The organism is Bacillus sp. BB081 (assembly GCF_008368895.1).
In the GTDB taxonomy this organism is placed as follows: Bacteria; Bacillota; Bacilli; order Bacillales; family Bacillaceae_G; genus Bacillus_A; species Bacillus_A wiedmannii.
On sequence record NZ_QOZX01000014.1, the window covers coordinates 1 to 21837 of the forward strand.

The 21837-nt window shown below is 35.7% G+C and carries 27 protein-coding genes and 1 pseudogene; 23 read left to right on the forward strand and 5 right to left on the reverse strand.

The features are described from left to right. The first annotated feature begins 173 nt into the window (after nucleotides 1-173). The 6 genes from DN394_RS06435 to DN394_RS06460 all read left to right on the forward strand — a co-directional run bounded on the left by DN394_RS06435 (nucleotide 174) and on the right by DN394_RS06460 (nucleotide 4382). Nucleotides 174-953 (forward strand): transporter substrate-binding domain-containing protein, encoded by a 780-nt coding sequence (locus DN394_RS06435; protein WP_000735475.1) that lies wholly within the window; start codon nucleotides 174-176, stop codon nucleotides 951-953. Nucleotides 954-989: 36 nt separating this feature from the next. Further along, nucleotides 990-1649: an amino acid ABC transporter permease gene (locus DN394_RS06440; protein WP_001046922.1), complete on the forward strand. Its 660-nt coding sequence runs from the start codon at nucleotides 990-992 to the stop codon at nucleotides 1647-1649. Next, a complete protein-coding gene (locus DN394_RS06445) occupies nucleotides 1642-2364 on the forward strand; it encodes an amino acid ABC transporter ATP-binding protein (RefSeq protein WP_000590214.1) in 723 nt (240 codons plus the stop codon). Before DN394_RS06440 ends, DN394_RS06445 begins: the two co-directional genes overlap by 8 nt. Before the next feature lie 100 nt (nucleotides 2365-2464). After that, the gene (locus DN394_RS06450; protein ID WP_000472675.1) at nucleotides 2465-3433 is read left to right on the forward strand and encodes an aromatic acid exporter family protein; all 969 of its coding nucleotides are present in this window, start codon (nucleotides 2465-2467) and stop codon (nucleotides 3431-3433) included. A 15-nt stretch (nucleotides 3434-3448) separates the two neighbouring features. Next, nucleotides 3449-4009, forward strand: a complete 561-nt coding sequence (locus DN394_RS06455) for a L,D-transpeptidase (RefSeq protein WP_001146549.1) — start codon at nucleotides 3449-3451, stop codon at nucleotides 4007-4009. A gap of 133 nt (nucleotides 4010-4142) precedes the next feature. Then, complete coding sequence (locus tag DN394_RS06460) at nucleotides 4143-4382, forward strand: DUF3894 domain-containing protein (RefSeq protein ID WP_000281162.1); 240 nt, start codon at nucleotides 4143-4145, stop codon at nucleotides 4380-4382. 77 nt (nucleotides 4383-4459) lie between these two features. Here DN394_RS06460 and prli42 read toward each other — a convergent pair whose 3' ends face one another. Further along, nucleotides 4460-4552 carry a stressosome-associated protein Prli42 gene (gene prli42, locus DN394_RS06465; protein ID WP_000549038.1) on the reverse strand — a complete coding sequence of 31 codons (93 nt, stop codon included), beginning with the start codon at nucleotides 4550-4552 and terminating at the stop codon, nucleotides 4460-4462. Between the two features lie 190 nt (nucleotides 4553-4742). Between prli42 and DN394_RS06470 the strand changes: the two genes are divergently transcribed. Further along, nucleotides 4743-5288, forward strand: coding sequence for a GNAT family N-acetyltransferase (locus DN394_RS06470; protein WP_002008488.1), 546 nt, complete (start codon nucleotides 4743-4745; stop codon nucleotides 5286-5288). A gap of 127 nt (nucleotides 5289-5415) precedes the next feature. Beyond that, a complete protein-coding gene (locus tag DN394_RS06475) occupies nucleotides 5416-6534 on the forward strand; it encodes a tripeptidase T (RefSeq protein WP_046957504.1) in 1119 nt (372 codons plus the stop codon). A 44-nt stretch (nucleotides 6535-6578) separates the two neighbouring features. Here DN394_RS06475 and DN394_RS06480 read toward each other — a convergent pair whose 3' ends face one another. After that, on the reverse strand, nucleotides 6579-6779 hold the full coding sequence (locus DN394_RS06480) for a hypothetical protein (protein WP_046957503.1): 201 nt from the start codon (nucleotides 6777-6779) through the stop codon (nucleotides 6579-6581). A 143-nt stretch (nucleotides 6780-6922) separates the two neighbouring features. Here DN394_RS06480 and DN394_RS06485 point away from each other — a divergent pair, with 143 nt between their 5' ends. Continuing rightward, on the forward strand, nucleotides 6923-8161 hold the full coding sequence (locus DN394_RS06485; RefSeq protein WP_046957502.1) for a DNA polymerase IV: 1239 nt from the start codon (nucleotides 6923-6925) through the stop codon (nucleotides 8159-8161). 90 nt (nucleotides 8162-8251) lie between these two features. Next, nucleotides 8252-8386, forward strand: a pseudogene (locus DN394_RS29760) (DNA polymerase IV); the annotation flags it as partial. Nucleotides 8387-8420: 34 nt separating this feature from the next. Here the strand turns inward: DN394_RS29760 and DN394_RS06495 are convergent. After that, nucleotides 8421-8672, reverse strand: a complete 252-nt coding sequence (locus DN394_RS06495; protein ID WP_000656497.1) for a DUF3932 family protein — start codon at nucleotides 8670-8672, stop codon at nucleotides 8421-8423. 189 nt (nucleotides 8673-8861) lie between these two features. On the opposite strand from DN394_RS06495, the gene rnz reads away from it, so the two are divergent. From rnz to sdaAA, 4 genes are all read left to right on the forward strand, one after another. Next, nucleotides 8862-9785 (forward strand): ribonuclease Z, encoded by a 924-nt coding sequence (gene rnz, locus DN394_RS06500; protein WP_064459839.1) that lies wholly within the window; start codon nucleotides 8862-8864, stop codon nucleotides 9783-9785. A gap of 714 nt (nucleotides 9786-10499) precedes the next feature. Beyond that, nucleotides 10500-10637, forward strand: coding sequence for a hypothetical protein (locus DN394_RS29340; protein WP_170968780.1), 138 nt, complete (start codon nucleotides 10500-10502; stop codon nucleotides 10635-10637). Nucleotides 10638-10682: 45 nt separating this feature from the next. Further along, complete coding sequence (gene sdaAB, locus DN394_RS06510; RefSeq protein ID WP_000877441.1) at nucleotides 10683-11342, forward strand: L-serine ammonia-lyase, iron-sulfur-dependent subunit beta; 660 nt, start codon at nucleotides 10683-10685, stop codon at nucleotides 11340-11342. 18 nt (nucleotides 11343-11360) lie between these two features. Continuing rightward, entirely contained in the window at nucleotides 11361-12239 is an 879-nt protein-coding gene (gene sdaAA / locus DN394_RS06515) for an L-serine ammonia-lyase, iron-sulfur-dependent, subunit alpha (protein ID WP_149293680.1), read from the forward strand. A 52-nt stretch (nucleotides 12240-12291) separates the two neighbouring features. On the opposite strand, the gene proI is transcribed toward sdaAA, so the two are convergent. After that, nucleotides 12292-13131 (reverse strand): pyrroline-5-carboxylate reductase ProI, encoded by an 840-nt coding sequence (gene proI, locus DN394_RS06520; RefSeq protein ID WP_000027261.1) that lies wholly within the window; start codon nucleotides 13129-13131, stop codon nucleotides 12292-12294. A gap of 165 nt (nucleotides 13132-13296) precedes the next feature. Here proI and DN394_RS06525 point away from each other — a divergent pair, with 165 nt between their 5' ends. After that, the gene (locus DN394_RS06525) at nucleotides 13297-14250 is read left to right on the forward strand and encodes an MBL fold metallo-hydrolase (protein ID WP_149293681.1); all 954 of its coding nucleotides are present in this window, start codon (nucleotides 13297-13299) and stop codon (nucleotides 14248-14250) included. Between the two features lie 9 nt (nucleotides 14251-14259). Continuing rightward, nucleotides 14260-15054, forward strand: a complete 795-nt coding sequence (locus DN394_RS06530) for an SDR family oxidoreductase (protein ID WP_046957500.1) — start codon at nucleotides 14260-14262, stop codon at nucleotides 15052-15054. 30 nt (nucleotides 15055-15084) lie between these two features. Here DN394_RS06530 and DN394_RS06535 read toward each other — a convergent pair whose 3' ends face one another. After that, nucleotides 15085-15270, reverse strand: coding sequence for a YqzH family protein (locus DN394_RS06535; RefSeq protein WP_001003210.1), 186 nt, complete (start codon nucleotides 15268-15270; stop codon nucleotides 15085-15087). A gap of 377 nt (nucleotides 15271-15647) precedes the next feature. On the opposite strand from DN394_RS06535, the gene argC reads away from it, so the two are divergent. From argC to DN394_RS06570, 7 genes are all read left to right on the forward strand, one after another. Beyond that, nucleotides 15648-16685: an N-acetyl-gamma-glutamyl-phosphate reductase gene (gene argC, locus DN394_RS06540; protein WP_149293682.1), complete on the forward strand. Its 1038-nt coding sequence runs from the start codon at nucleotides 15648-15650 to the stop codon at nucleotides 16683-16685. 10 nt (nucleotides 16686-16695) lie between these two features. Continuing rightward, nucleotides 16696-17919, forward strand: coding sequence for a bifunctional glutamate N-acetyltransferase/amino-acid acetyltransferase ArgJ (gene argJ, locus DN394_RS06545; RefSeq protein ID WP_141498572.1), 1224 nt, complete (start codon nucleotides 16696-16698; stop codon nucleotides 17917-17919). Between the two features lie 11 nt (nucleotides 17920-17930). Then, nucleotides 17931-18698 (forward strand): acetylglutamate kinase, encoded by a 768-nt coding sequence (gene argB, locus DN394_RS06550; RefSeq protein ID WP_097915887.1) that lies wholly within the window; start codon nucleotides 17931-17933, stop codon nucleotides 18696-18698. Then, nucleotides 18695-19855, forward strand: a complete 1161-nt coding sequence (locus DN394_RS06555) for an acetylornithine transaminase (protein WP_149293683.1) — start codon at nucleotides 18695-18697, stop codon at nucleotides 19853-19855. The genes argB and DN394_RS06555 overlap by 4 nt, the downstream gene beginning before the upstream one ends. Before the next feature lie 12 nt (nucleotides 19856-19867). Then, the gene (argF, locus tag DN394_RS06560; RefSeq protein ID WP_097993702.1) at nucleotides 19868-20818 is read left to right on the forward strand and encodes an ornithine carbamoyltransferase; all 951 of its coding nucleotides are present in this window, start codon (nucleotides 19868-19870) and stop codon (nucleotides 20816-20818) included. Between the two features lie 174 nt (nucleotides 20819-20992). After that, nucleotides 20993-21553: a DUF2062 domain-containing protein gene (locus DN394_RS06565; RefSeq protein WP_149293684.1), complete on the forward strand. Its 561-nt coding sequence runs from the start codon at nucleotides 20993-20995 to the stop codon at nucleotides 21551-21553. Nucleotides 21554-21611: 58 nt separating this feature from the next. Further along, nucleotides 21612-21818, forward strand: a complete 207-nt coding sequence (locus DN394_RS06570; protein WP_048565686.1) for a hypothetical protein — start codon at nucleotides 21612-21614, stop codon at nucleotides 21816-21818. Nucleotides 21819-21837 lie beyond the last annotated feature (19 nt).

A 21837-nucleotide genomic window follows, 5' to 3' on the forward strand; every position in this document is an offset into this window, starting at 1 on the left:
TGCATAGTTATGTTATTTTATGCATTTTTTTATGCATTATAAACGTTATTAATATTGTTATTTTATTTATTTTTATTTTATATATTGCATAAAAATGAAAGTGCTGATACAATACAAACATCGAATAAATATTCTATTAAACTTTTAAATATACATTATTAGGGGGAAGAAAGATGAAGAAGTTATTATCAATATCGTTTGCACTTATTTTAATTGTAAGTATGTTCAGTGCTTGTAGTAATGGGGAAGAAAAGGCTACTGGAAAAAATAAGAAAGTACTGGTTATGGGGACTTCAGCAGATTATAAACCATATGAATACGTAGAAGCCTCAAAAAGTGATGAAATTATCGGCTTTGATGTTGATGTTGCTAAATATATCGGAAAAGAACTTGGTTATGAAGTGAAAGTGAAAGATATGGATTTTGGTGGTTTATTAGCATCTCTTAGCTCAGGAAAAGTTGATTTCGTAATGGCAGGTATGACGCCAACGGCAGAGCGTAAAAATAATGTTGATTTCACGGATATATATTTTGTTGCGAAAAACATGGTCGTTTCTAAAAAGGATTCTAATATTCAATCTGTAGAGGATTTAAAAGGGAAAAAAGTAGGGGTACAAACAGGATCTATCCAAGAAGAGAAAGCAGCAGAATTTAAAAAACAAGTAGATTTCAAAGTTGAGGGACGTGACCGTATACCAGAAATCGTACAAGAAATTAAAGCTGGTCGTTTTGACGCTGCAATTATAGAAGACACAGTTGCTAAAAATTATTTAGAAAAAATGAAAGAATTACAAGGAATTGAAATTAAAGAAGCACCAGAAGAAGTAGGAGCAGCAATTGCCCTTCCGAAAAACAGTGATAAAACAGCAGAATTTAATAAAGTAATTAAAAAAATGCAAGAAAATGGAGAAATGGATAAATTAGTGAAGAAATGGTTTGGCAGCGAGAAGTAAGCTGCCTTTCACTTTTCTGTGAGGGGAATGAAAAGAATGAACTTAGATTTTTCGGCGATTACGCCTTCGATACCATATATACTAAAAGGCCTAGAAGTTACTTTAAAAATTGTAGCAGTATCAGCGTTAGTTGGGTTTATTTTAGGAACGTTATTAGCGCTTTGCAAAATTGCTAGAATACGAGCATTAAATATAGCGGCAGATTTTTATACATCAATTTTCCGTGGTACACCACTTGTATTGCAATTAATGATTATTTATTTCGGTGTCCCGCAAATAATTGGTTATGAAATACCAGCATTCGTAGCAGCTGTATTAGCATTTAGCTTAAATTCAGGTGCATATATGTCAGAGGTAATTCGTGCCGGCATTCAAGCGGTTGATAAAGGACAAACAGAAGCAGCGATGGCTTTAGGGATTCCTTACGGGAAAATGATGCGAAATATCATTTTCCCTCAAGCATTAAAAAATATATTACCAGCGCTTGTGAACGAGTTTGCGACACTTACGAAAGAATCGGCTGTAGTAACAGTAATAGGAGCGACCGATTTAATGCGCCGTGCTTACATTGTAGGCGGTGAGACGTTTAAATATCTTGAACCATTACTTTTTGTTGGACTAATTTATTATATGTTAGTCATTATTCTTACATTAGTCGGGAAGGCAATTGAAGGGAGAATGAAGAAAAGTGATTAAAATTGAAAACCTTCATAAATCATTTGGAAAAAACGAAGTATTAAAAGGGATTACAACAACGATTGAAAAAGGGGAAGTAGTAGCAATTATTGGACCGTCTGGATCAGGGAAATCAACATTTTTACGTTGTATGAATGTGCTAGAAGCACCGACAAATGGTCACATTTGGATTGGAACAGAAGAAGTAACGAATCCGAAAACGAATATTATGCACGTTCGTGAAAATGTCGGAATGGTATTTCAGCATTTTCACCTATTTCCTCATATGACTGTATTAGAAAATATTACGTATGCTCCTATCAATGTAAAAGGAGTAACGAAACAAGAAGCTGACAAGAAAGCCGAGAAACTTTTAGAAAAGGTCGGTTTATTAGATAAAAAAGATACGTATCCCAATCGTCTTTCTGGAGGACAAAAGCAACGTGTAGCAATTGCGAGAGCGTTAGCGATGGAACCAGAAGTTATGTTATTTGATGAACCAACATCAGCACTAGATCCAGAGATGGTAAAAGAAGTGTTAGAAGTTATGAAATCATTAGTTACGACAGGAATGACAATGGTGATTGTTACACATGAAATGGGATTTGCAAAAGAAGTAGCAGATCGTGTTCTCTTTTTAGATGGTGGAAAGCTTGTAGAAGATAGTGCGCCAGCAGAATTTTTTGTAGCACCGAAAAGTGAACGTGCGCAACAATTTTTACAAAAAATATTGTAATATGTAAAGGTTGCGTGAATAATAAGAAGAAAAGGATGACATTGTGTCATCCTTTTTTTATACTAACTGTAAATACGTTTATACATATAGGAGCAGTGCTATGTTCAAAATTGGATACCGTACAGTAAAAACAGCAATAGGGACAGGCGCAGCAGTTTTTATTGCGCAGTTATTAGGATTAGAATTTTATAGTTCAGCGGGCATTTTAGTTATATTATGTGTACAAAATACGAAACGTAAATCACTTCAAGTGTCGTTACATCGTTTTTTAGCTTGTGTATTATCAATGGTATTCGCTTTTTGTATTTTTGAAACAATTGGATATACACCACTTGCAATTAGTATATTATTACTTACATTTATTCCGACTGCAGTTATGCTTAAAATTCAAGAAGGTATTGTCACAAGTTCAGTTATTGTGATGCATCTATATTCATTGAAACAAATTACATGGCTTATTGTTGGGAATGAAATTGCGATATTAACGATAGGAATTAGCGTGGCTTTATTAGTGAATATGTATATGCCAAGTAGTGAAAATAAGCTAAAAGAGTATCAGGATACAATAGAAAGTAATTTTAAAACAATTTTGTTTGAAATGGTCGTGTATTTACGAAACAGAGAAAGTAGCTGGAGCGGGGCAGAACTTATTGAAACTGAAAATATGCTAAATGAAGCAAGGGATTTATCGTTTAAGAAACTTGAGAATGCATTTATGCGAGAAGATGGCTATTATTATCGTTATTTTAATATGCGCATGCAACAATTCGAAATTTTAGAACGGATGATACCATTAGCAGCTTCTTTATCATGGACATATGAACAAGCTGATATGATTGCGGATGTGGTTGAAAACATTGGAAATGCTATTAGCCCTGAGAGTACTGGGGTTATTTCCTTAAGACAGCTTCAAGAAATGAGAGAATTATTTAGAGACATGCCATTGCCCGTTACACGTGAAGAATTTGAGATACGTGCGAAGCTTGTTCAACTTGTGTATGAAATGGAACAATATTTACTCATTAAAAGCCGTTTTAAGGGAAAGGATAATATAAAAGAACTTATATAGAAGGTAGGAATTATTATGCCGTATCTTCTCTCTTTCATATTATGTCTTTCTTTATCGCCTATTTGGCCTCTTGGTGACAATCCACGTGCCGGAGATCCTTTTATTATTGTAAATAAAGCGACGAATAAACTAGCTTATATTGACGATGGAAAGATTCAAAAGGTTTTTCCAGTAGCGACAGGGAAGACAAATGAATTAACTCCAGAGGGAACTTTTGATGTTGTAATGAAAGCGAAGGATCCGTATTATATTGCGAAGGATATTCCAGGTGGGTCACCGAAAAATCCACTTGGGTCAAGGTGGATTGGATTTAATGCAAGAGGAACTGATGGAAGTAAATATGGAATACATGGAACAAACCAACCTAGTTCAATTGGAAAGTATATTTCACAAGGATGTATAAGAATGAAGAAAAACGATGTGGAGTATTTATTTGACCGCATTCCAATTGGAACGAAAGTATGGATTGTGAAGTCGAAAAAATCATTTCAGCAATTGGCAAAACAAAAAGGAGCCATTGCATATGAAAAAGCCAACGAAAAGGTTGGCTTTTTCTACTGTAATAAGTTGTCTTGACATGTGTACATAACCATGAGTTAATGAGAGTATAGAAAGATAAAGTGAAACTTTAATCAGTGGGATGTTTTTTACCCGCGGATTATCAGCCCTCACCAATCGGGATAAAAAATTAGATAAAGGGGTTGCTCATATGTACTTGAATCCAAAAATTTCGTATATGCAATTTTTTATGGGATTTCTATTTGTTATTACATTCATATTGGCAACTTTTAATATATGTTCTTATCTTGTAGCAATTGTATGTATGGCATTACTCAATCTTACTTTTGTTATTGGAGCATTTCAGCAGAAACAATATACAAGTTTTATAACAGCACTTGTAATGTCATTTTCCTTTAGTATTGTAGCGATTGTGCTTTATATAAAATAAACCATCTCGATATCGAGATGGTTTATTTTATTATGTTATGTGTAAAAAGTAAAAAAAGGACGAATACATCGTCCTTTTTACCAAAACATACTTGCGCCAGCAAGTAATGTTGTTACAAGCATAGAAATTAGCATTACATAAATCATAACTTTTTGAGCTTTTTTATGCATCGTTAAACCTCCTTGCAAATCAGTACAATATCATTGTAACGAGAAATGATATTGTGGACAAGGGGAGAGAAGTGACAAAATTCGAGAAGTGCATGTAAAGTATAACAGGAAATTTGTATGTATGTAGAGAATATATAATTAATGATAGAGTATAAGTTTTTTGTTATGCAAGCTGAAGAATGGAGATACGATGATGAAAATATATGAAACAAATCGTTTACATTTAAGGGAAATTGATGAGTCGTATGCTGAAAAAGTTCTTCAATATTACGACAGGAATCGTGAATTTTTAAAAGCTTGGGAAGAGTATAGACCGGATGATTTTTTTACGTTAGATTATCAGAAGAAAAAGTTACAAAAGGATAGAAAAGAGTTTGCAGAAGGTAAAATCATTAGGCTTTGGATTTTTAAAAAGGGTGATGATACGAAAATAATTGGATGTATTTCATTTAATTTAATTGTTCGCGGAATTTATCAATCTTGTGTACTCGGCTATAAATTAGATAAGGCTGAGTTAAACAAAGGTTATACGACAGAAGCGCTTAGAAAAGCGATTCAAGTTGCTTTTGAGGAATTTCAGTTACATCGTATAGAAGCACCGATTATGCCACGAAATTTAGCATCTATACAAGTAGTGACGAAGATAGGCTTTCAATATGAGGGCGTGTCTAGGAAAATGTTAATGGTTAATGGAGTATGGGAAGATCATATGCGCTGGGTATTGTTAAATGAGTAATAGAAAGCAGATGGTTATCTAGACATATAAACCGTCTGTTTTTTGTCTTGTATTTCGAAACTTTTGCGAAATTCTGTTATAATTAATAGTGTTACATACATAATGGTAGTGCAGGAGGCGCAGTCTTATGATTAATCAAGAACGTTTAGTAAATGAATTTATGGAATTAGTACAAGTAGATTCTGAAACGAAATTTGAAGCAGAAATTTGCAAAGTATTAACAAAGAAATTTACAGATTTAGGTGTAGAAGTATTTGAAGATGACACAATGGCTGTTACTGGGCATGGTGCGGGTAATTTAATTTGTACATTACCTGCAACAAAAGATGGTGTTGATACAATTTACTTTACTTCTCATATGGATACAGTAGTTCCTGGTAATGGAATTAAGCCTTCTATTAAAGATGGATATATCGTATCAGATGGTACTACGATTTTAGGTGCGGATGATAAAGCAGGATTAGCATCCATGTTCGAAGCAATCCGTGTTTTAAAAGAGAAAAATATCCCTCATGGTACAATTGAATTTATTATTACAGTTGGAGAAGAATCTGGTCTTGTTGGTGCAAAAGCATTAGATCGTGAGCGCATTACAGCGAAATACGGCTATGCATTAGATAGCGATGGGAAAGTTGGTGAAATCGTTGTTGCAGCTCCAACACAAGCGAAAGTGAATGCGATTATTCGTGGGAAAACAGCTCATGCTGGTGTAGCACCAGAAAAAGGTGTATCTGCAATTACTATCGCAGCGAAAGCAATTGCGAAGATGCCACTTGGTCGTATTGATTCTGAAACTACGGCAAATATTGGACGTTTTGAAGGTGGTACACAAACAAATATCGTTTGCGATCATGTACAAATCTTTGCGGAAGCGCGTTCTTTAATCAATGAAAAAATGGAAGCACAAGTTGCGAAAATGAAAGAAGCATTTGAAACAACTGCAAAAGAAATGGGTGGTCATGCAGACGTTGAAGTAAACGTTATGTACCCAGGATTTAAATTTGCTGAGGGCGATCACGTTGTAGAAGTTGCAAAACGTGCAGCTGAAAACATTGGTCGTACACCTTCTCTTCACCAAAGTGGTGGCGGAAGTGATGCAAACGTAATTGCAGGACACGGTATTCCAACAGTTAACTTAGCGGTTGGTTATGAAGAAATTCATACAACAAACGAAAAGATTCCTGTTGAAGAATTAGCAAAAACAGCGGAATTAGTTGTTGCAATTATTGAAGAAGTAGCAAAGTAATGTAATAGAAAAAGCGTGTAAATCACAATTGATTTACACGCTTTTTATTTTGATTCGATTGCTTTTACAAGGCGGATCAGCCAATACAAGAAAATCCATGGCAATATATAAGTTGTTGCTATATGTACTAGGCGAGGGAAGAATCCAAACGTATTAATATTAAAAATAGGAAGCAGTAAATAATTAATGGCTATGATTAATATAATCACAAGGAACGTATAGTTGAGTTTATTAGTTGATTTCATCATAATCACCCCTTTTGTAGTTTTATACATTTTATGTAAATTATATCAAATGTATAAAAGGAAAAGAACAAGTAATTATTATAACTATTATGCAAAATTTGATATAATGAAAGAACGAACGTTCTGATTAGGGAGTGAGTACTATGCGAGAAATGTATCCGAAAAATGGTCGTGTTATTTTGCATGTAGATATGAATTGTTTTTTCGCATCTGTTGAAATTGCTCATGACCCATCATTACAAGGGAAGCCGTTAGCAGTTGCTGGAAATGAAAAAGAAAGAAAAGGAATTATCATAACATGTAGTTATGAGGCAAGAGACTATGGAATACGTACAACGATGCCTCTTTGGGAAGCAAAAAGGTTATGCCCGCAATTAGTTGTAATGCGTCCTAATTTTACATTATATCGTGAAGCTTCATTTCAAATGTTTCAAATTCTTTCCCGTTTTACGGAAAAAATACAACCAGTCTCTATAGATGAGGGGTATTTAGATATTACAGATTGCTACGCACTCGGTTCACCTCTTGAAATAGCAAAGATGATTCAGCAGGCGTTATTAACAGAGTTACAACTTCCGTGTAGCATCGGAATTGCTCCTAACCTTTTCCTAGCAAAAACAGCTTCTGATATGAAAAAGCCTCTCGGTATTACCGTGCTTCGAAAACGAGATATTCCAGAAATGATTTGGCCACTTCCGGTTGGAGCGATGCATGGAATTGGAGAAAAAACAGCTGAAAAATTAAATGATATTCATATACAAACAATTGAGCAGTTAGCAAAAGGAAACGAACATATCATTCGCGCTAAAATTGGAAAGCATGGTGTTGATTTACAACAGCGGGCAAAAGGTATGGATGATAGGGAAGTTGATCCGAGTCAAATGGGACAACATAAAAGTGTCGGTAATTCGATGACTTTTTCAAAGGATATGGATGAAGAGAAAGAATTACTTGATATGTTAGAACGGCTATCAAAATCAGTGAGTAAAAGATTACAAAAGCGAACTCTTGTCAGCTATAATATTCAAATTATGATTAAATATCATGATAGGCGGACAGTAACGCGGAGTAAGCAATTGAAAAATGCGATTTGTGAAGAACGAGATATTTTTCAGGCAGCATCTCGTTTATGGAAGCAACATTGGGACGGTGATTCCGTTCGTTTACTAGGTGTTACAGCTACTGAAATAGAGTGGAAGACAGAATCGGTGAAACAATTAGATTTGTTTTCATTTGAAGAAGATGCGAAAGAAGAGCCGCTACTTGCTGTCATCGATCAAATTAATGATAAGTATGGAATGCCGATTTTACAACGAGGTAGTCAATTATTACGTAAGCAAGAAAAGTCTTTTCAGCAAAAATTAGAAAATAAGTTTATGTAGAAGGTGTCATGACGTAGTAAATATCATGACACCTTTTATTTTTACAATTAACTATGAAATTTTTTACTATAAAGTTTTTATAGAAAATAAATTGTTTCTTTTGCACTTCAAGCAAAGGAATTATTAAATAAATTAAGTGAAAGGATAAATTTAGATGAGTTTGATAGAAGTATGTATAAAGATCTTGGGGCGGAATATGCCGATTTGCTAAATAAGTATAAATAAAAAAGCACTGTAACCAGTGCTTTTTTATGATAGATTAAGAGATTGTAACATTTTCAAAAATAACAATTTCTGAACTGTTTGTTGTTGAAACGCGTTGTGCGTAATATGTTAAAGCTGAAGAAATATATGTTGGTAATGAATCATTTGTATGTGTTGTTGTATATTCATGGATTAATTCTTTCAAAGTCGTCCATTCTAATTGTGCTGGGTGATCGGACACGAAAGAACTTACCCAGCGATCAAATGAAGATGAAAAATCAGTTTGTAAACGAAATGCTTCTTTCATAATAAAACGCTCCCTTAAAATGTAGTATAATCATTTTAGCATAAAACACGAACGATTACTAAGTTTTTTGAGTATAACGTTCGTGATATATAGTTGTCTAGATGATTGGTTATGTAAATTCGATTTGCCATTTGAAATAACATTCCGTAAGATGAAAGGTAGATTATATAAAGAGCTGGAGGAAAGAAAGTGGAATTTGTATTTTTAGGAACTGGTGCAGGTGTTCCTTCGAAAGGAAGGAACGTTTCGGCAATTGCTTTGCAATTGTTAGAAGAACGAGGACAGACTTGGTTATTTGATTGTGGCGAGGCGACGCAACATCAAATATTACATACATCAGTACGCCCACGCCGCATTGAAAAAATATTTATTACGCATTTACATGGTGATCATATTTTTGGCTTGCCTGGTTTATTAGGAAGCCGTTCATTTCAAGGAGGGACTACACCTTTAACAGTGTATGGACCAAAAGGAATTAAACAATTTATTGAAGTGGCATTATCAGTAAGTACGACACATGTAAAATATCCACTTGAAATTGTGGAGATAACAGAAGAAGGTACTGTATTTGAAGATAATGAATTTCACGTGGAAACGAAAAGATTGTCACATGGTATTGAATGTTTTGGGTATCGTATTGTAGAGAAAGATATACAAGGTGCTCTTTTAGTCGATAAATTGCTGGAGATGGGTGTGAAACCTGGCCCGCTCTTTAAACGTTTAAAAGATGGAGAAGTAGTTGAATTAGAAAATGGTACGATACTAAATGGAAAAGACTTTATTGGTCCACCTCAAAAGGGAAGAATTATTACCATTTTAGGTGATACAAGATATTGTGAAGCGAGTAGAGAGCTGGCACAAGACGCTGACGTACTTGTTCATGAAGCCACTTTTGCAGCAGAAGATGAACAACAAGCGTATGATTATTTTCATTCTACATCTAAGCAAGCTGCGAGTATTGCACTTCAGGCAAATGCAAAACGATTAATATTGACTCATATTAGTTCTCGTTATCAAGGAGATACATATAAGGAATTATGGAAAGAGGCAAGAGAGCTATTTTCTAATACAGAAATAGCTACGGATTTGAAATTATTTCCAGTAGATAGATAATAATGGTGTGAAAAAATGGTGACGAAAGGTTGCCATTTTTTTTATTTCTAAAAAAATTTAAAATAAAACTGTTATCATTTTATGTTTATATTGGATGAAACAGAAAGTTTTAATGATGTGAAGAGATAGGATAAAAATACATAGTACCGATTGTTTAGAAAAACTGTTATATAAGTCAGACGACATACGAGTGGTACAAATAGCAAAAATGTATCGTTATTCAGAACTTTTAAAATTTATCAAAAGTAAGCGTTTTATTAAAAACAAGCTATAATGAGGGCAGATTATAATTTATTGTAGGCTACATGCGTTTTAGCCATTTGTCGTAACAAGTGGAGTTGACTAAATCGTGAGAGTGAAACATGAGAATTATAAATAAGAAGGATATTACTATTATTTGTACTAAGTCTTTTTTCACTTTTTAGCTTTAAAGCACTAAAAGGCATGAAAGCAATGGGAGTTTCACTTGTTTATCCGACATTAACGGGCAGTAAAACTCCCACCTCAAAATTCGACTGGGGCAAAGAAGTTAGGTGGGAGATCAACTGCCCGTAAACGTCCGATTGGTTCAACTAATAATCAGTGGGGGATGAACAAAACCCCCACTGATTATAGGTTCACTTTATGCTATCCTTGTAAGGGGTTCTGTGTTAAACTTTGGATTGCCACCAGACTTTATTCTGGATTAGCTTATATTATTTTTAAATGAAGGTAATGCTAAGTTTCTTATTTATTATGATAATTGGTATTATTTCAGGATATATTGTTTCACTGTTATTCAAAAACTATCCAATTCGTATAGCGGAACAAATTCGTCGTACAACTGGAAAAGCAACCGATTCGGTAGCTTAATAGAATAGTAAAAAATTTTTGCATAGAGGTTTAGGGGGAGTTATGATGAAGTATCGCTCAGTATTTGATATTATTGGTCCAGTTATGATTGGTCCATCAAGTTCACATACAGCAGGCGCAGCAAGAATGGGGCAAGTTGCTCGCCAGCTGTTTCGTCATGAACCAGAAAGAGTAAGCATTTCATTATATGGATCATTTGCAAAGACGTATCGAGGGCATGGTACGGATGTAGCATTGATCGGTGGAATATTAGGGTTTGAAACAGATGACTTACGTATTCCAGAGGCGCTAGACATAGCAAAAGAGCGCAAAATCGAAGTAGAATTCATTGAAGAAGATGCAAATGCACCTCACCCAAATACAGCGAGAATTCGTTTGTATAAAGGTGAAGAAGAAATTGAAGTTGTTGCTTGCTCAATTGGTGGCGGTAAAATTGAAGTTGTAGAATTAAACGGATTCGATCTTCAATTAACAGGCACGAGTCCAGCACTACTTATTGTAAATAATGATCGCTTCGGTGCTATTGCAGCAGTAGCTTCAATCCTTGCGAAACATGAAATTAACATTAGTACAATGAGTGTTTCTCGTAAAGAAAAAGGAAGAAGAGCGCTTATGGTTATCGAAACAGATGAATTATTAGCAGATGAAGTGATTGAAGAAATAAACGCGCAACAAAATATTTGTCAAGTAACTATTATGGAATAATTGCAGGGGGGACACACCATGTTTCGGAACGCAGCGGAACTAGTGGCGCAAGCTAAAGAACAAAATGTAAAAATCGCAGAAATTATGATTCAATGTGAAATGAAAACAAGAAGTATTTCACGTGAAGAAGTAATTGCTGGTATGGAAAAGAACTTAGTCGTGATGGAGCAAGCAGTAGAACGTGGTATTCGCGGAGTGAAATCACCAACTGGTTTAACTGGCGGAGATGCTGTAAAAGTTCAGGCGTATATGAATAGCGGAAAAGGTTTATCCGGAGATACGATTTTGGACGCGGTGAGTAAAGCTGTTGCAACAAATGAAGTAAACGCAGCGATGGGAATTATTTGTGCAACACCAACAGCAGGGTCTGCTGGAACAGTGCCAGGTGTACTGTTTGCACTGCAAGAAAAATTACAGCCGACACGCGAAGAGATGATCGAATTTTTATTTACAGCAGGAGCTTTCGGTATGGTTGTTGCGAATAATGCTTGTATTTCCGGCGCGGCAGGAGGTTGCCAAGCTGAAGTAGGTTCAGCAAGTGGAATGGCAGCAGCAGCAGCAGTTGAGATGGCTGGTGGAACACAAGATCAAGCAGCTACAGCGATGGCGATTTCATTAAAGAATATGCTTGGTTTAGTATGTGATCCTGTTGCAGGGCTTGTAGAAGTACCTTGTGTAAAACGTAATGCAGCAGGAGCTGCGAATGCGATGATTTCAGCTGATTTAGCATTAGCTGGCGTAACGAGTACAATTCCATGTGATGAAGTGATTGAGGCGATGTTTAGAATCGGACAAACGATGCCAGTAGCACTTCGTGAAACAGCTGAAGGTGGACTTGCAGCAACACCAACTGGTCGCCGTCTGCAAGAAGAGATTTTTGGGAAGACTAATAAATAAACAATATATGTTAATAAAAAAATGGGGCTCAAGTAAAATTGAGCTCCATTTTTTATTTTTCTTTTGTTAGTTGTTCTAATGTTTTCCCAAGATTATGTGATCGTTGTGTAGCCTGTGTAATACAAGAAATAAGTGCTTGTTGAAATTTATGTTCTTGTAATACTTCAATGCCTGCTTCGGTCGTTCCGCCAGGAGAAGTAATTTCCTTTCGCAAAACAGAAGGGTGTTTTTCACTTGCTTTTAGCATTTCAGCAGCACCAATCATCGTCTGAAGAATAAGTGACTTTGCAACATCTTCTTTTAAACCAATTGTTTTTGCGGCTTCTTCCATCGCTTCCACTACGTAATAAATATAAGCAGGCCCACTTCCAGATAATGCAGTGACAGCATGCATATCTTCTTCCTCTACAACAGAGACGAGACCGATTGTTTCAAATAAAGCTATGGCAGTCTGAATATGTTCCGCTGTTGCATGTTTTGAAGGCGAGATAGCAGTAGCTGATTTTAAAATAGCTGCAGATGTATTTGGCATCGCACGAATAATCGGAACATCTTTTTGAAGCAGGTTTCTAATCGAGTGAGTAGAAACACCTGCTAATAAGGAAATAATAAGCAGGTTATTATGTATATCTTCTTTAAAAGGAGTAAGTGCTTCTGCAACATCCTTTGGTTTCATTGCTAGAAAAAGAATAGTTGTATCAGTAAGTAGCTCTTTTTTATTATGCGTACCTTTGACGCCATATTTTTTATGTAGCTCCTGCAATCTTGTCTCGTTAGAACGATTACTTACGGTAATTTGTTCGCCTTTCACAACATTTGCATGTAACAAGCCACCAATAATAGCTTCAGCAATAGAGCCTGCACCGAGAAAGGAAATGTTTTGAATAGACATGATGTTCCTCCTTTAAATTTGGTTAGAAATTCTTATAAATGTACATACATTCGTTTTTTTATAGGAAACACCTCTTTTTATCTGAAAATAATGACAAATATATATAGAAGTTGTAAACTGAAGAAGTATTCATTTTTGAACCGGAAAGAGACAGGGGGGCTAAGCATGACGGCGATTCACCGAATGGAGATTCCTGTACCATTTGCAGTTGAAACTGTGAATGTGTTTTTAGTTGAGGGGGAGACATTAACATTAATTGATACAGGGACGAATACAGAAGAGGCAAGAAGTGCATTAGAAAGGCAATTAGGTAAATTAGGATATGCGATAGAAGATATTAAAACAGTAGTCATTACGCATCATCATGCGGATCATTGTGGGCTTTTAAATATATTTTCTGAGAAAACGAACATTATTGGACATCCTTGGAATGAGCCTTGGATCACGCAAAATCCAGAATTTTTAAAGCGGTATCATGAGTTTTTTAGAGAGACAGCTTTGCAATTTGGTGTTCCAGCGGCATTTTTGAAAGACGAGGCGTTATTGACGACGAAGACACTTAAATATTCTTGTAATAGATCGTTAACGCATACTGTGAGAGAGGGAGATCGTATTGATTCTTTACCTGGGTTTACAGTAATCGAAACACCAGGTCATGCTTCCACTCATATTTCATTATATAGAGAATCTGATGGAATATTAATTGGCGGGGATGCTCTCATTAGCCATATTTCTTCGAATCCCATATTAGAACCACCATATGAAGGACAAACAGAAAGGGCGCGCCCGTTATTACAATATAATCAAACGTTAAAGCGTTTAAGTGAAATGAATATTTCGCGCATTTTATCAGGACATGGGGAAGATGTTCTAAATGTGAAACAACTTATTGAAACGAGATTACAAAAGCAAGAAACACGTGCGTTTAAAGTGCTTGAGTTATTAAAGGAAAAACCAATGACAGCATTTGAAGTATGTGTAAAACTATTTCCGGTATTATATAAGGAGCAATTGCCGCTTACTATTTCAGAAACTGTTGGACAATTAGACTTTTTAGCATATAATCAACAAGTGATGATTGATGAATCTTCGCAACAATTGATTTATTATGCAAAGTAGGTGACAGCAATGACGGGACGTTTACAAGATAAAGTAATCGTCATTACAGGTGCTTCTAGTGGAATTGGAGAGCAAGTTGCAATGCAAGTTGCAGAGCAGGGGGCGACTCCAGTATTAATGGCTAGAACAGAAGAGAAATTAAAAGCGTTAGCAGAGAAAATTAAAGAAACTTATAATACGCCTTGCTATTATTATGTATTAGACGTAAGTGAAGAGATGGAAGTACAATCTATTTTTTCAAAGGTATTACAAGAAGTGGGACGTATTGATATATTAGTAAACAATGCGGGATTTGGTATTTTTAAAACATTTGAAGATGCGTCAATGGATGAAGTGAAAGATATGTTCCAAGTAAATGTATTTGGATTAGTAGCTTGTACGAAAGCGGTACTACCCTATATGGTGAAAAGGAACGAAGGACATATTATTAATATTGCTTCACTTGCTGGGAAAATTGCAACTCCAAAATCGAGTGCGTATGCAGCGACGAAACATGCAGTATTAGGATTTACGAATAGTTTACGCATGGAGTTGTCTAGTACAAATATTTTCGTAACAGCGATTAATCCAGGTCCGATAGATACAAACTTTTTTGAAATAGCGGATCAATCCGGTACATATGTGAAAAATATGGGACGGTACATGTTAAAACCAACATATGTAGCAGAGCAAATCGTAAAATCGATGCAAACGAAAAAGCGTGAAGTAAACTTACCGAAGTGGATGGGCATTGGTCCGAAACTTTATGTACTATTCCCAGGTTTATTTGAGCGTATTGCAGGTAAATCATTAAGTAAAAAATAGGAGATTTCCATATGGAAATCTCCTGTTTTTTTATTTTCCAGTCACATAATCGTAAACGATATCCTCAACTGCCTCGTATACATCAATTTCAGTATTTGAATGAATTATCGTTTGAATATGTTTAATTAGCATTTCCTGATCCTCATTTGACATAGGATTACATTGATATTGTTGAAAACTTTTTATGATCATTTTCTCAATTAATTTTTCATTCATGTTTTTCCCTACCTGTATGTACATATGTATTGTTTTACCCGGCTATTTGCCGGGCAGTCGATCTCCCACCTTAAAATTCGGCTAGAGCAAAGAAGTTAGGTGGGAGATCGACTGCCCCTAAACGCCCGATTGGTGTGGGCTAATAATCAGTGGGGATGAACAAAACCCCACTGATTATAGTTTCACTTTATTGTACTTGAAGTGAAATGAAAAAACTACTATACATTATTTTCGTATAAAAATTCAATTGTGTATATTGTTTTTCCAGTAAAATTAAGTTTTTTAAGTTCGTAAAATTTATAAATATTTAGTTGACTCTATAAATATACAATATTATAATCATACTTAATTTAAAGAATCGATATGAGGAGGAGCATATGAAAGTCGCGATTATTGGAGCAACTGGGTATGGAGGTATTGAGTTAATTCGGTTATTAGAGCAACATCCATATTTTTCGATAGCATCTCTTCATTCTTTTTCGCAAGTTGGCGAGTGTATAACAAATGTATATCCGCATTTTCAAAATGTTCTTGTTCATACGTTAAAAGAAATTAATGCGGAGGAAATAAAGAAGAAAGCAGAAATTGTATTTTTAGCAACTCCAGCAGGAGTATCAGGAGAGTTAACTCCAAAATTATTAGCAGTAGGTTTAAAAGTAATTGACCTATCTGGAGACTTTCGTATGAAAGATCCTTTGATATATGAACAGTGGTATAAAAGGGCAGCTGCAAAAGAAGAAGTTCTTAGTGAAGCTGTATATGGGTTAAGTGAATGGAAAAGGTCCGAGATTCAAAATACAAATTTAATTGCAAACCCAGGATGTTTTGCTACAGCCGCATTATTAGCGATATTGCCGTTAGTACGTAGCGGCATGATTGAAGAAGATTCCATTATTATTGATGCGAAATCAGGAGTATCTGGAGCTGGCAAAACGCCAACAACAATGACTCACTTTCCTGAGTTATACGATAACTTGCACATTTATAAAGTAAATGAGCATCAACACGTTCCTGAGATTGAGCAAATGCTTGCAGAGTGGAATAGGGAAACGAAGCCAATCACGTTTAGTACACATTTAATACCGATATCACGGGGGATTATGGTTACACTTTATGCAAAAGTAAAACGAGAAATGGAAATAGAACAACTTCAAAAATTATATGAAGAAACGTATGAACAATCGGCTTTTATTCGAATTCGCACGCAAGGAGAGTTTCCAAGTCTGAAAGAAGTGAGGGGCTCAAATTATTGTGATATGGGGATAGCTTACGATGAAAGAACAGGAAGAGTGACAGTCGTTTCTGTTATAGACAATATGATGAAAGGTGCGGCTGGGCAAGCGATTCAAAATGCAAACATAGTTGCGGGACTAGAAGAAACAACAGGTTTACAACATATGCCGCTTTATCTATAAGGGGGACATGATGATTAAAGTAGAGTCTATTACAAAATTAGAAAATGGTTCAATTGTAACGCCAAAAGGCTTTTCGGCAATCGGTACTGCAAATGGTTTAAAAAAAGAACAAAGAGATTTAGGTGTGATCATTTGTGAAGTGCCAGCATCATGTGCCGCTGTCTATACAACGAATCAAATACAAGCAGCCCCGCTGCAAGTAACGAAAGACAGTATAGCAGCTGAGGGGAAATTACAAGCGATTATCGTCAATAGTGGAAATGCAAATGCTTGTACAGGAATGAAAGGATTACAAGATGCCTACGAGATGCGTGCATTAGGGGCGGAACATTTTGGAGTGAAAGAAAATTACGTTGCAGTAGCTTCAACAGGTGTAATTGGTGTTCCTTTACCGATGGATATAATCCGAAAGGGAGTTGCAAATCTTATCCCGACGAAGGAAGTAAGTGAAGCTCATTCTTTTTCTGAAGCGATTTTAACGACGGATCTTATAACGAAAGAAACGTGCTATGAGATGATGATTGATGGGAAGAAAGTGGTGCTTGCTGGTGTTGCTAAAGGTTCAGGGATGATTCATCCGAATATGGCAACGATGCTGAGTTTTATTACGACAGACGCTCATATAGAGCATGATGTATTGCAAATAGCATTATCACAAATAACGAATCATACATTTAATCAAATTACGGTGGACGGAGATACTTCTACGAATGATATGGTCATCGTTATGGCAAGTGGATTATCAGAAACGAAACCAATCAATATGGAACATGCAGATTGGGAAACTTTCGTATTTGCTTTACAGAAGGTATGTGAAGATTTAGCAAAAAAAATTGCACAAGATGGTGAAGGTGCTACGAAGTTAATAGAAGTAAATGTGCTAGGAGCTCGAACGAATGAAGAGGCAAAGAAAATTGCAAAGCAAATAGTCGGTTCGAGTCTTGTGAAAACAGCAATACATGGTGAAGACCCAAATTGGGGGCGAATTATTAGCAGTATGGGACAAAGTGAAGTAGCGATTAATCCAAATACAATTGATATTACTCTTCAATCTATCGCTGTGTTAAAAAATAGTGAACCTCAAATGTTTTCTGAAGAGGAAATGAAAAAGAAATTAAAAGAACATGAAATTATGATTGATGTGTATTTACATTTAGGAGAAGAAACCGGATCAGCTTGGGGCTGTGACTTAAGCTATGAATATGTGAAAATAAACGCTTGTTATCGTACATAAGGAGAGGAAAGATGAGCGATTATATTGTAGTGAAATGCGGCGGTAGTATGTTGGATCAATTAAATGATGTGTTTTTTGATTGTATAAAGAAATTGCAACAGAAGTATAAAGTAGTGATTGTCCATGGTGGCGGCCCAGAAATTGATGCGCAATTAAAAGATTGTAACATCAAAGTAGAAAAAAGAGATGGGTTACGAGTAACACCAAAAGAAGTTATGGATATTGTTCAAATGGTGCTATGCGGAAGTACGAATAAAAAATTTGTAATGAAGTTGCAAAGGCATAATTTACTTGCGGTAGGTTGTTCAGGGTGTGACGGAAATTTACTTCAAGTTCAACCTGTCAGCGAAGAAATAGGATATGTGGGAGAAGTAAGTTATGTCGAAACAGCCTTACTAAAAGGATTGATAAATTTGAATTATATTCCTGTTATTGCTCCAATCGGGATAAATGATAATGAGATTTATAACATAAATGCGGATACCGCTGCAGCTGGAATTGCGGCGGCGTTATCCGCAAAAGAACTCATTTTTATTACGGATGTAGATGGGATATTACATGAAGGAAAATTAGTAAAGAAAACGGATGAATTTGAAATTGTTACTTTAATAGAAAAAGGAGTTATTACAGGCGGGATGATTCCGAAAGTACAGGCGGCACTAGTGTCATTAAAAATGGGAGTGCAAAAGATAAGTATTGTGAACGGTACAAAAGATTTTACTGAAGTTACGGGAGATTGTATCGGAACGACGGTAACGAAAGGAGTAAGTATCGTATGACAAGTCATCTTTTTCAAACGTATGGGAGAAGAAATATTGAGTTTGTAAAGGGAAGTGGAACGAAAGTTATTGATAAAAATGGTAAGCAATATTTAGATTTCACATCAGGAATTGGCGTATGTAATTTAGGTCATTGTCACCCTACTGTTATGAAAGCTGTACAAGAGCAACTTAATGATTTATGGCATATATCTAACCTGTTTACAAACAGCTTACAAGAAGAAGTCGCGTCATTATTAACAGAAAATATAGCATTAGATTCTGTTTTTTTCTGTAATAGCGGGGCAGAGGCGAATGAAGCTGCGTTGAAGCTAGCTCGTAAGCATACTGGAAAATCTCTCGTCGTAACATGCCAGCAGTCTTTTCACGGTAGAACATTCGCAACGATGAGTGCGACGGGTCAAAATAAAGTGAAAGAAGGGTTTGGTCCGCTCCTTCCGTCTTTTTTACATACCCCTTTTAACGACGTGAAGGCGTTAGAGGAAGTAATGAATGAAGAAGCCGCGGCGGTAATGGTAGAAGTTGTTCAAGGAGAGGGAGGAGTCATACCTGCTAATCTATCTTTTTTGGAAGAGATTGAAATATTATGTAATAAGTTCGGCTCCTTATTTATTATAGACGAAGTACAAACGGGGATAGGAAGAACAGGAACAATATTTGCTTACGAACAAATGGGAATAAAACCTGATATCGTTACCGTTGCAAAGGCACTAGGAAATGGTATTCCTGTTGGAGCGATGATCGGCCGTAAGGAACTCGGAACGTCGTTCACTGCAGGATCACACGGTTCAACGTTTGGCGGGAATTATATTGCGATGGCTGCAGCGAAAGAAGTATTGCAAGTAAGTAAGAATCCATCATTTTTAAAAGAGGTAAAGGAAAAGGGTGAGTACGTATTAGAGAAGTTGCGAGAGGAATTACGACATGTTGAATGTATTCAAAATATACGTGGTAAGGGACTTATGATTGGGATTGAGTGTAAGCATGAAGTTGCAAGTTTTATAGAACAACTAGAGAAAGAGGGTCTTCTCGTATTACAAGCAGGATCTAATGTGATAAGACTATTACCACCACTTATTGTAACGAATGAAGAGTTAGAACAGGCAGTATATATGATAAAAAAAGTAGTTTGTACAAAAAACGTATCAATCATATAAGGGGGAAATTCCATGTCAACTGTACAAGTACCGAAATTAAATACGAAAGATCTATTAACATTAGAAGAACTGACGCAAGAAGAAATCATTTCTTTAATTGAGTTCGCTATATATTTAAAAAAGAATAAGCAAGAGCCTTTATTACAAGGAAAAATATTAGGGCTTATCTTTGATAAACATTCGACTCGTACGCGCGTATCTTTTGAAGCGGGAATGGTACAGCTCGGAGGACATGGCATGTTTTTAAGTGGGAAAGAGATGCAAATTGGAAGAGGGGAGAGCGTTTCAGATACTGCGAAAGTATTATCTCATTATATTGACGGGATAATGATACGTACATTCTCACATGCCGATGTAGAAGAGCTTGCAAAAGAATCGAGCATACCTGTTATTAATGGATTAACGGATGATCATCATCCTTGTCAAGCGTTGGCAGATTTAATGACAATATATGAAGAAGTAAATACATTTGAAGGAATAAAATTGGCTTACGTAGGTGACGGAAATAACGTATGTCATTCATTGTTGTTAGCGAGTGCGAAAGTTGGAATGAATATGACTGTTGCAACGCCTGTAGGGTATGAACCGAATGAGGAAATTGTAAAAAAAGCGTTAACGATTGCTGAAGAAACAGGAGCTGAAATTGAAATTTTGCATAACGCTGAATTAGCAGTGAGTAAAGCAGATTTCATTTATACTGACGTTTGGATGAGCATGGGGCAAGAGGGAGAAGAAGAGAAATATACTTTATTTCAACCGTACCAAATTAATACCGAACTTGTTATGCATGCGAAGCAAACGTATCGTTTCTTACACTGTTTACCTGCCCATCGTGAAGAGGAAGTAACAGGAGAAATTATAGATGGACCGCAGTCTATCGTATTTGAGCAAGCTGGTAATCGATTACATGCGCAAAAAGCATTATTAGTAAGCTTATTTAAAAATGTAGAAGAGCCTTCCTAAATGATGTGCACCCCAATTGTTAAGCACGAATAACAATTGGGGTGTGCTTTTTATATTGAAATGTCGTATGTATATTTGGTTAACCATTTTGATATCATTTATAATGAAAGAGAAAATGAAATTTGTTTTTCAGAGTGTGTAAGGGCATACTAGGTATAAAATATAGTTAAAGAGATGATGAGGGTGAAAACAACTAAGAAAACATATTCGTTTTTCCAGCGGATGTGGAGAATATTAAAGTTTCAATATTATAAGTTGCTTCGATCACCAGAAGGAGCAAAGAAAGTATCATTAGGTTTTGCGATTGGTTTTGGCTTAGAGATGTTGGTCATATATACAGCATCGCTCGTATATATAATATTTTATCCGATCGTTCGATTAGCAAAGGGATCTTTTCCTGCTGCGATTATTGGCAATATTATTGGGAAAATATCGTTTCTACCGATATTTTTATTTCCATTTGCTTATGCGTTAGGAAAAATGATATATCCATTTCATGTGCAAAAAATACATCATGAACCATTTACGATATCTGACTTGTTTTCGAGTCATATTTTTACGATATTAAAGAGCTTATTACAGAGTGAAGTGTATGTATTAATTGGAATGACGATTTTAGGAGTTGTATTTGGTGTAGTTTCATATTTCGTTGTGCATTATTTATATGAAAAGAACCGTAAGTTACGCCTGAAGAATAGAAAGAAACGAGTGAGAGAACCACTCATGCAAATATAAAGAGTGTCACATTCATTTTCTCCTTTGAATATGTTTAAGAAAAAGGGGGAGAGAATGAATGTATTATTATTACGTACCGCAAGTATATCCATATGTAAATTATCATCCGGTTTATGATATGAATAGACAATACGAATTATATCGACAACAACAATTACAGCAATTACCACAAATACCACAACAACAGCCTACGCAAGAACAAAAACCATATTTAACGACATGGCCATATTCAAATGTGTACTATGGTAATTATTACGAATCATAAAGCTGCTTCTATGTAGAAG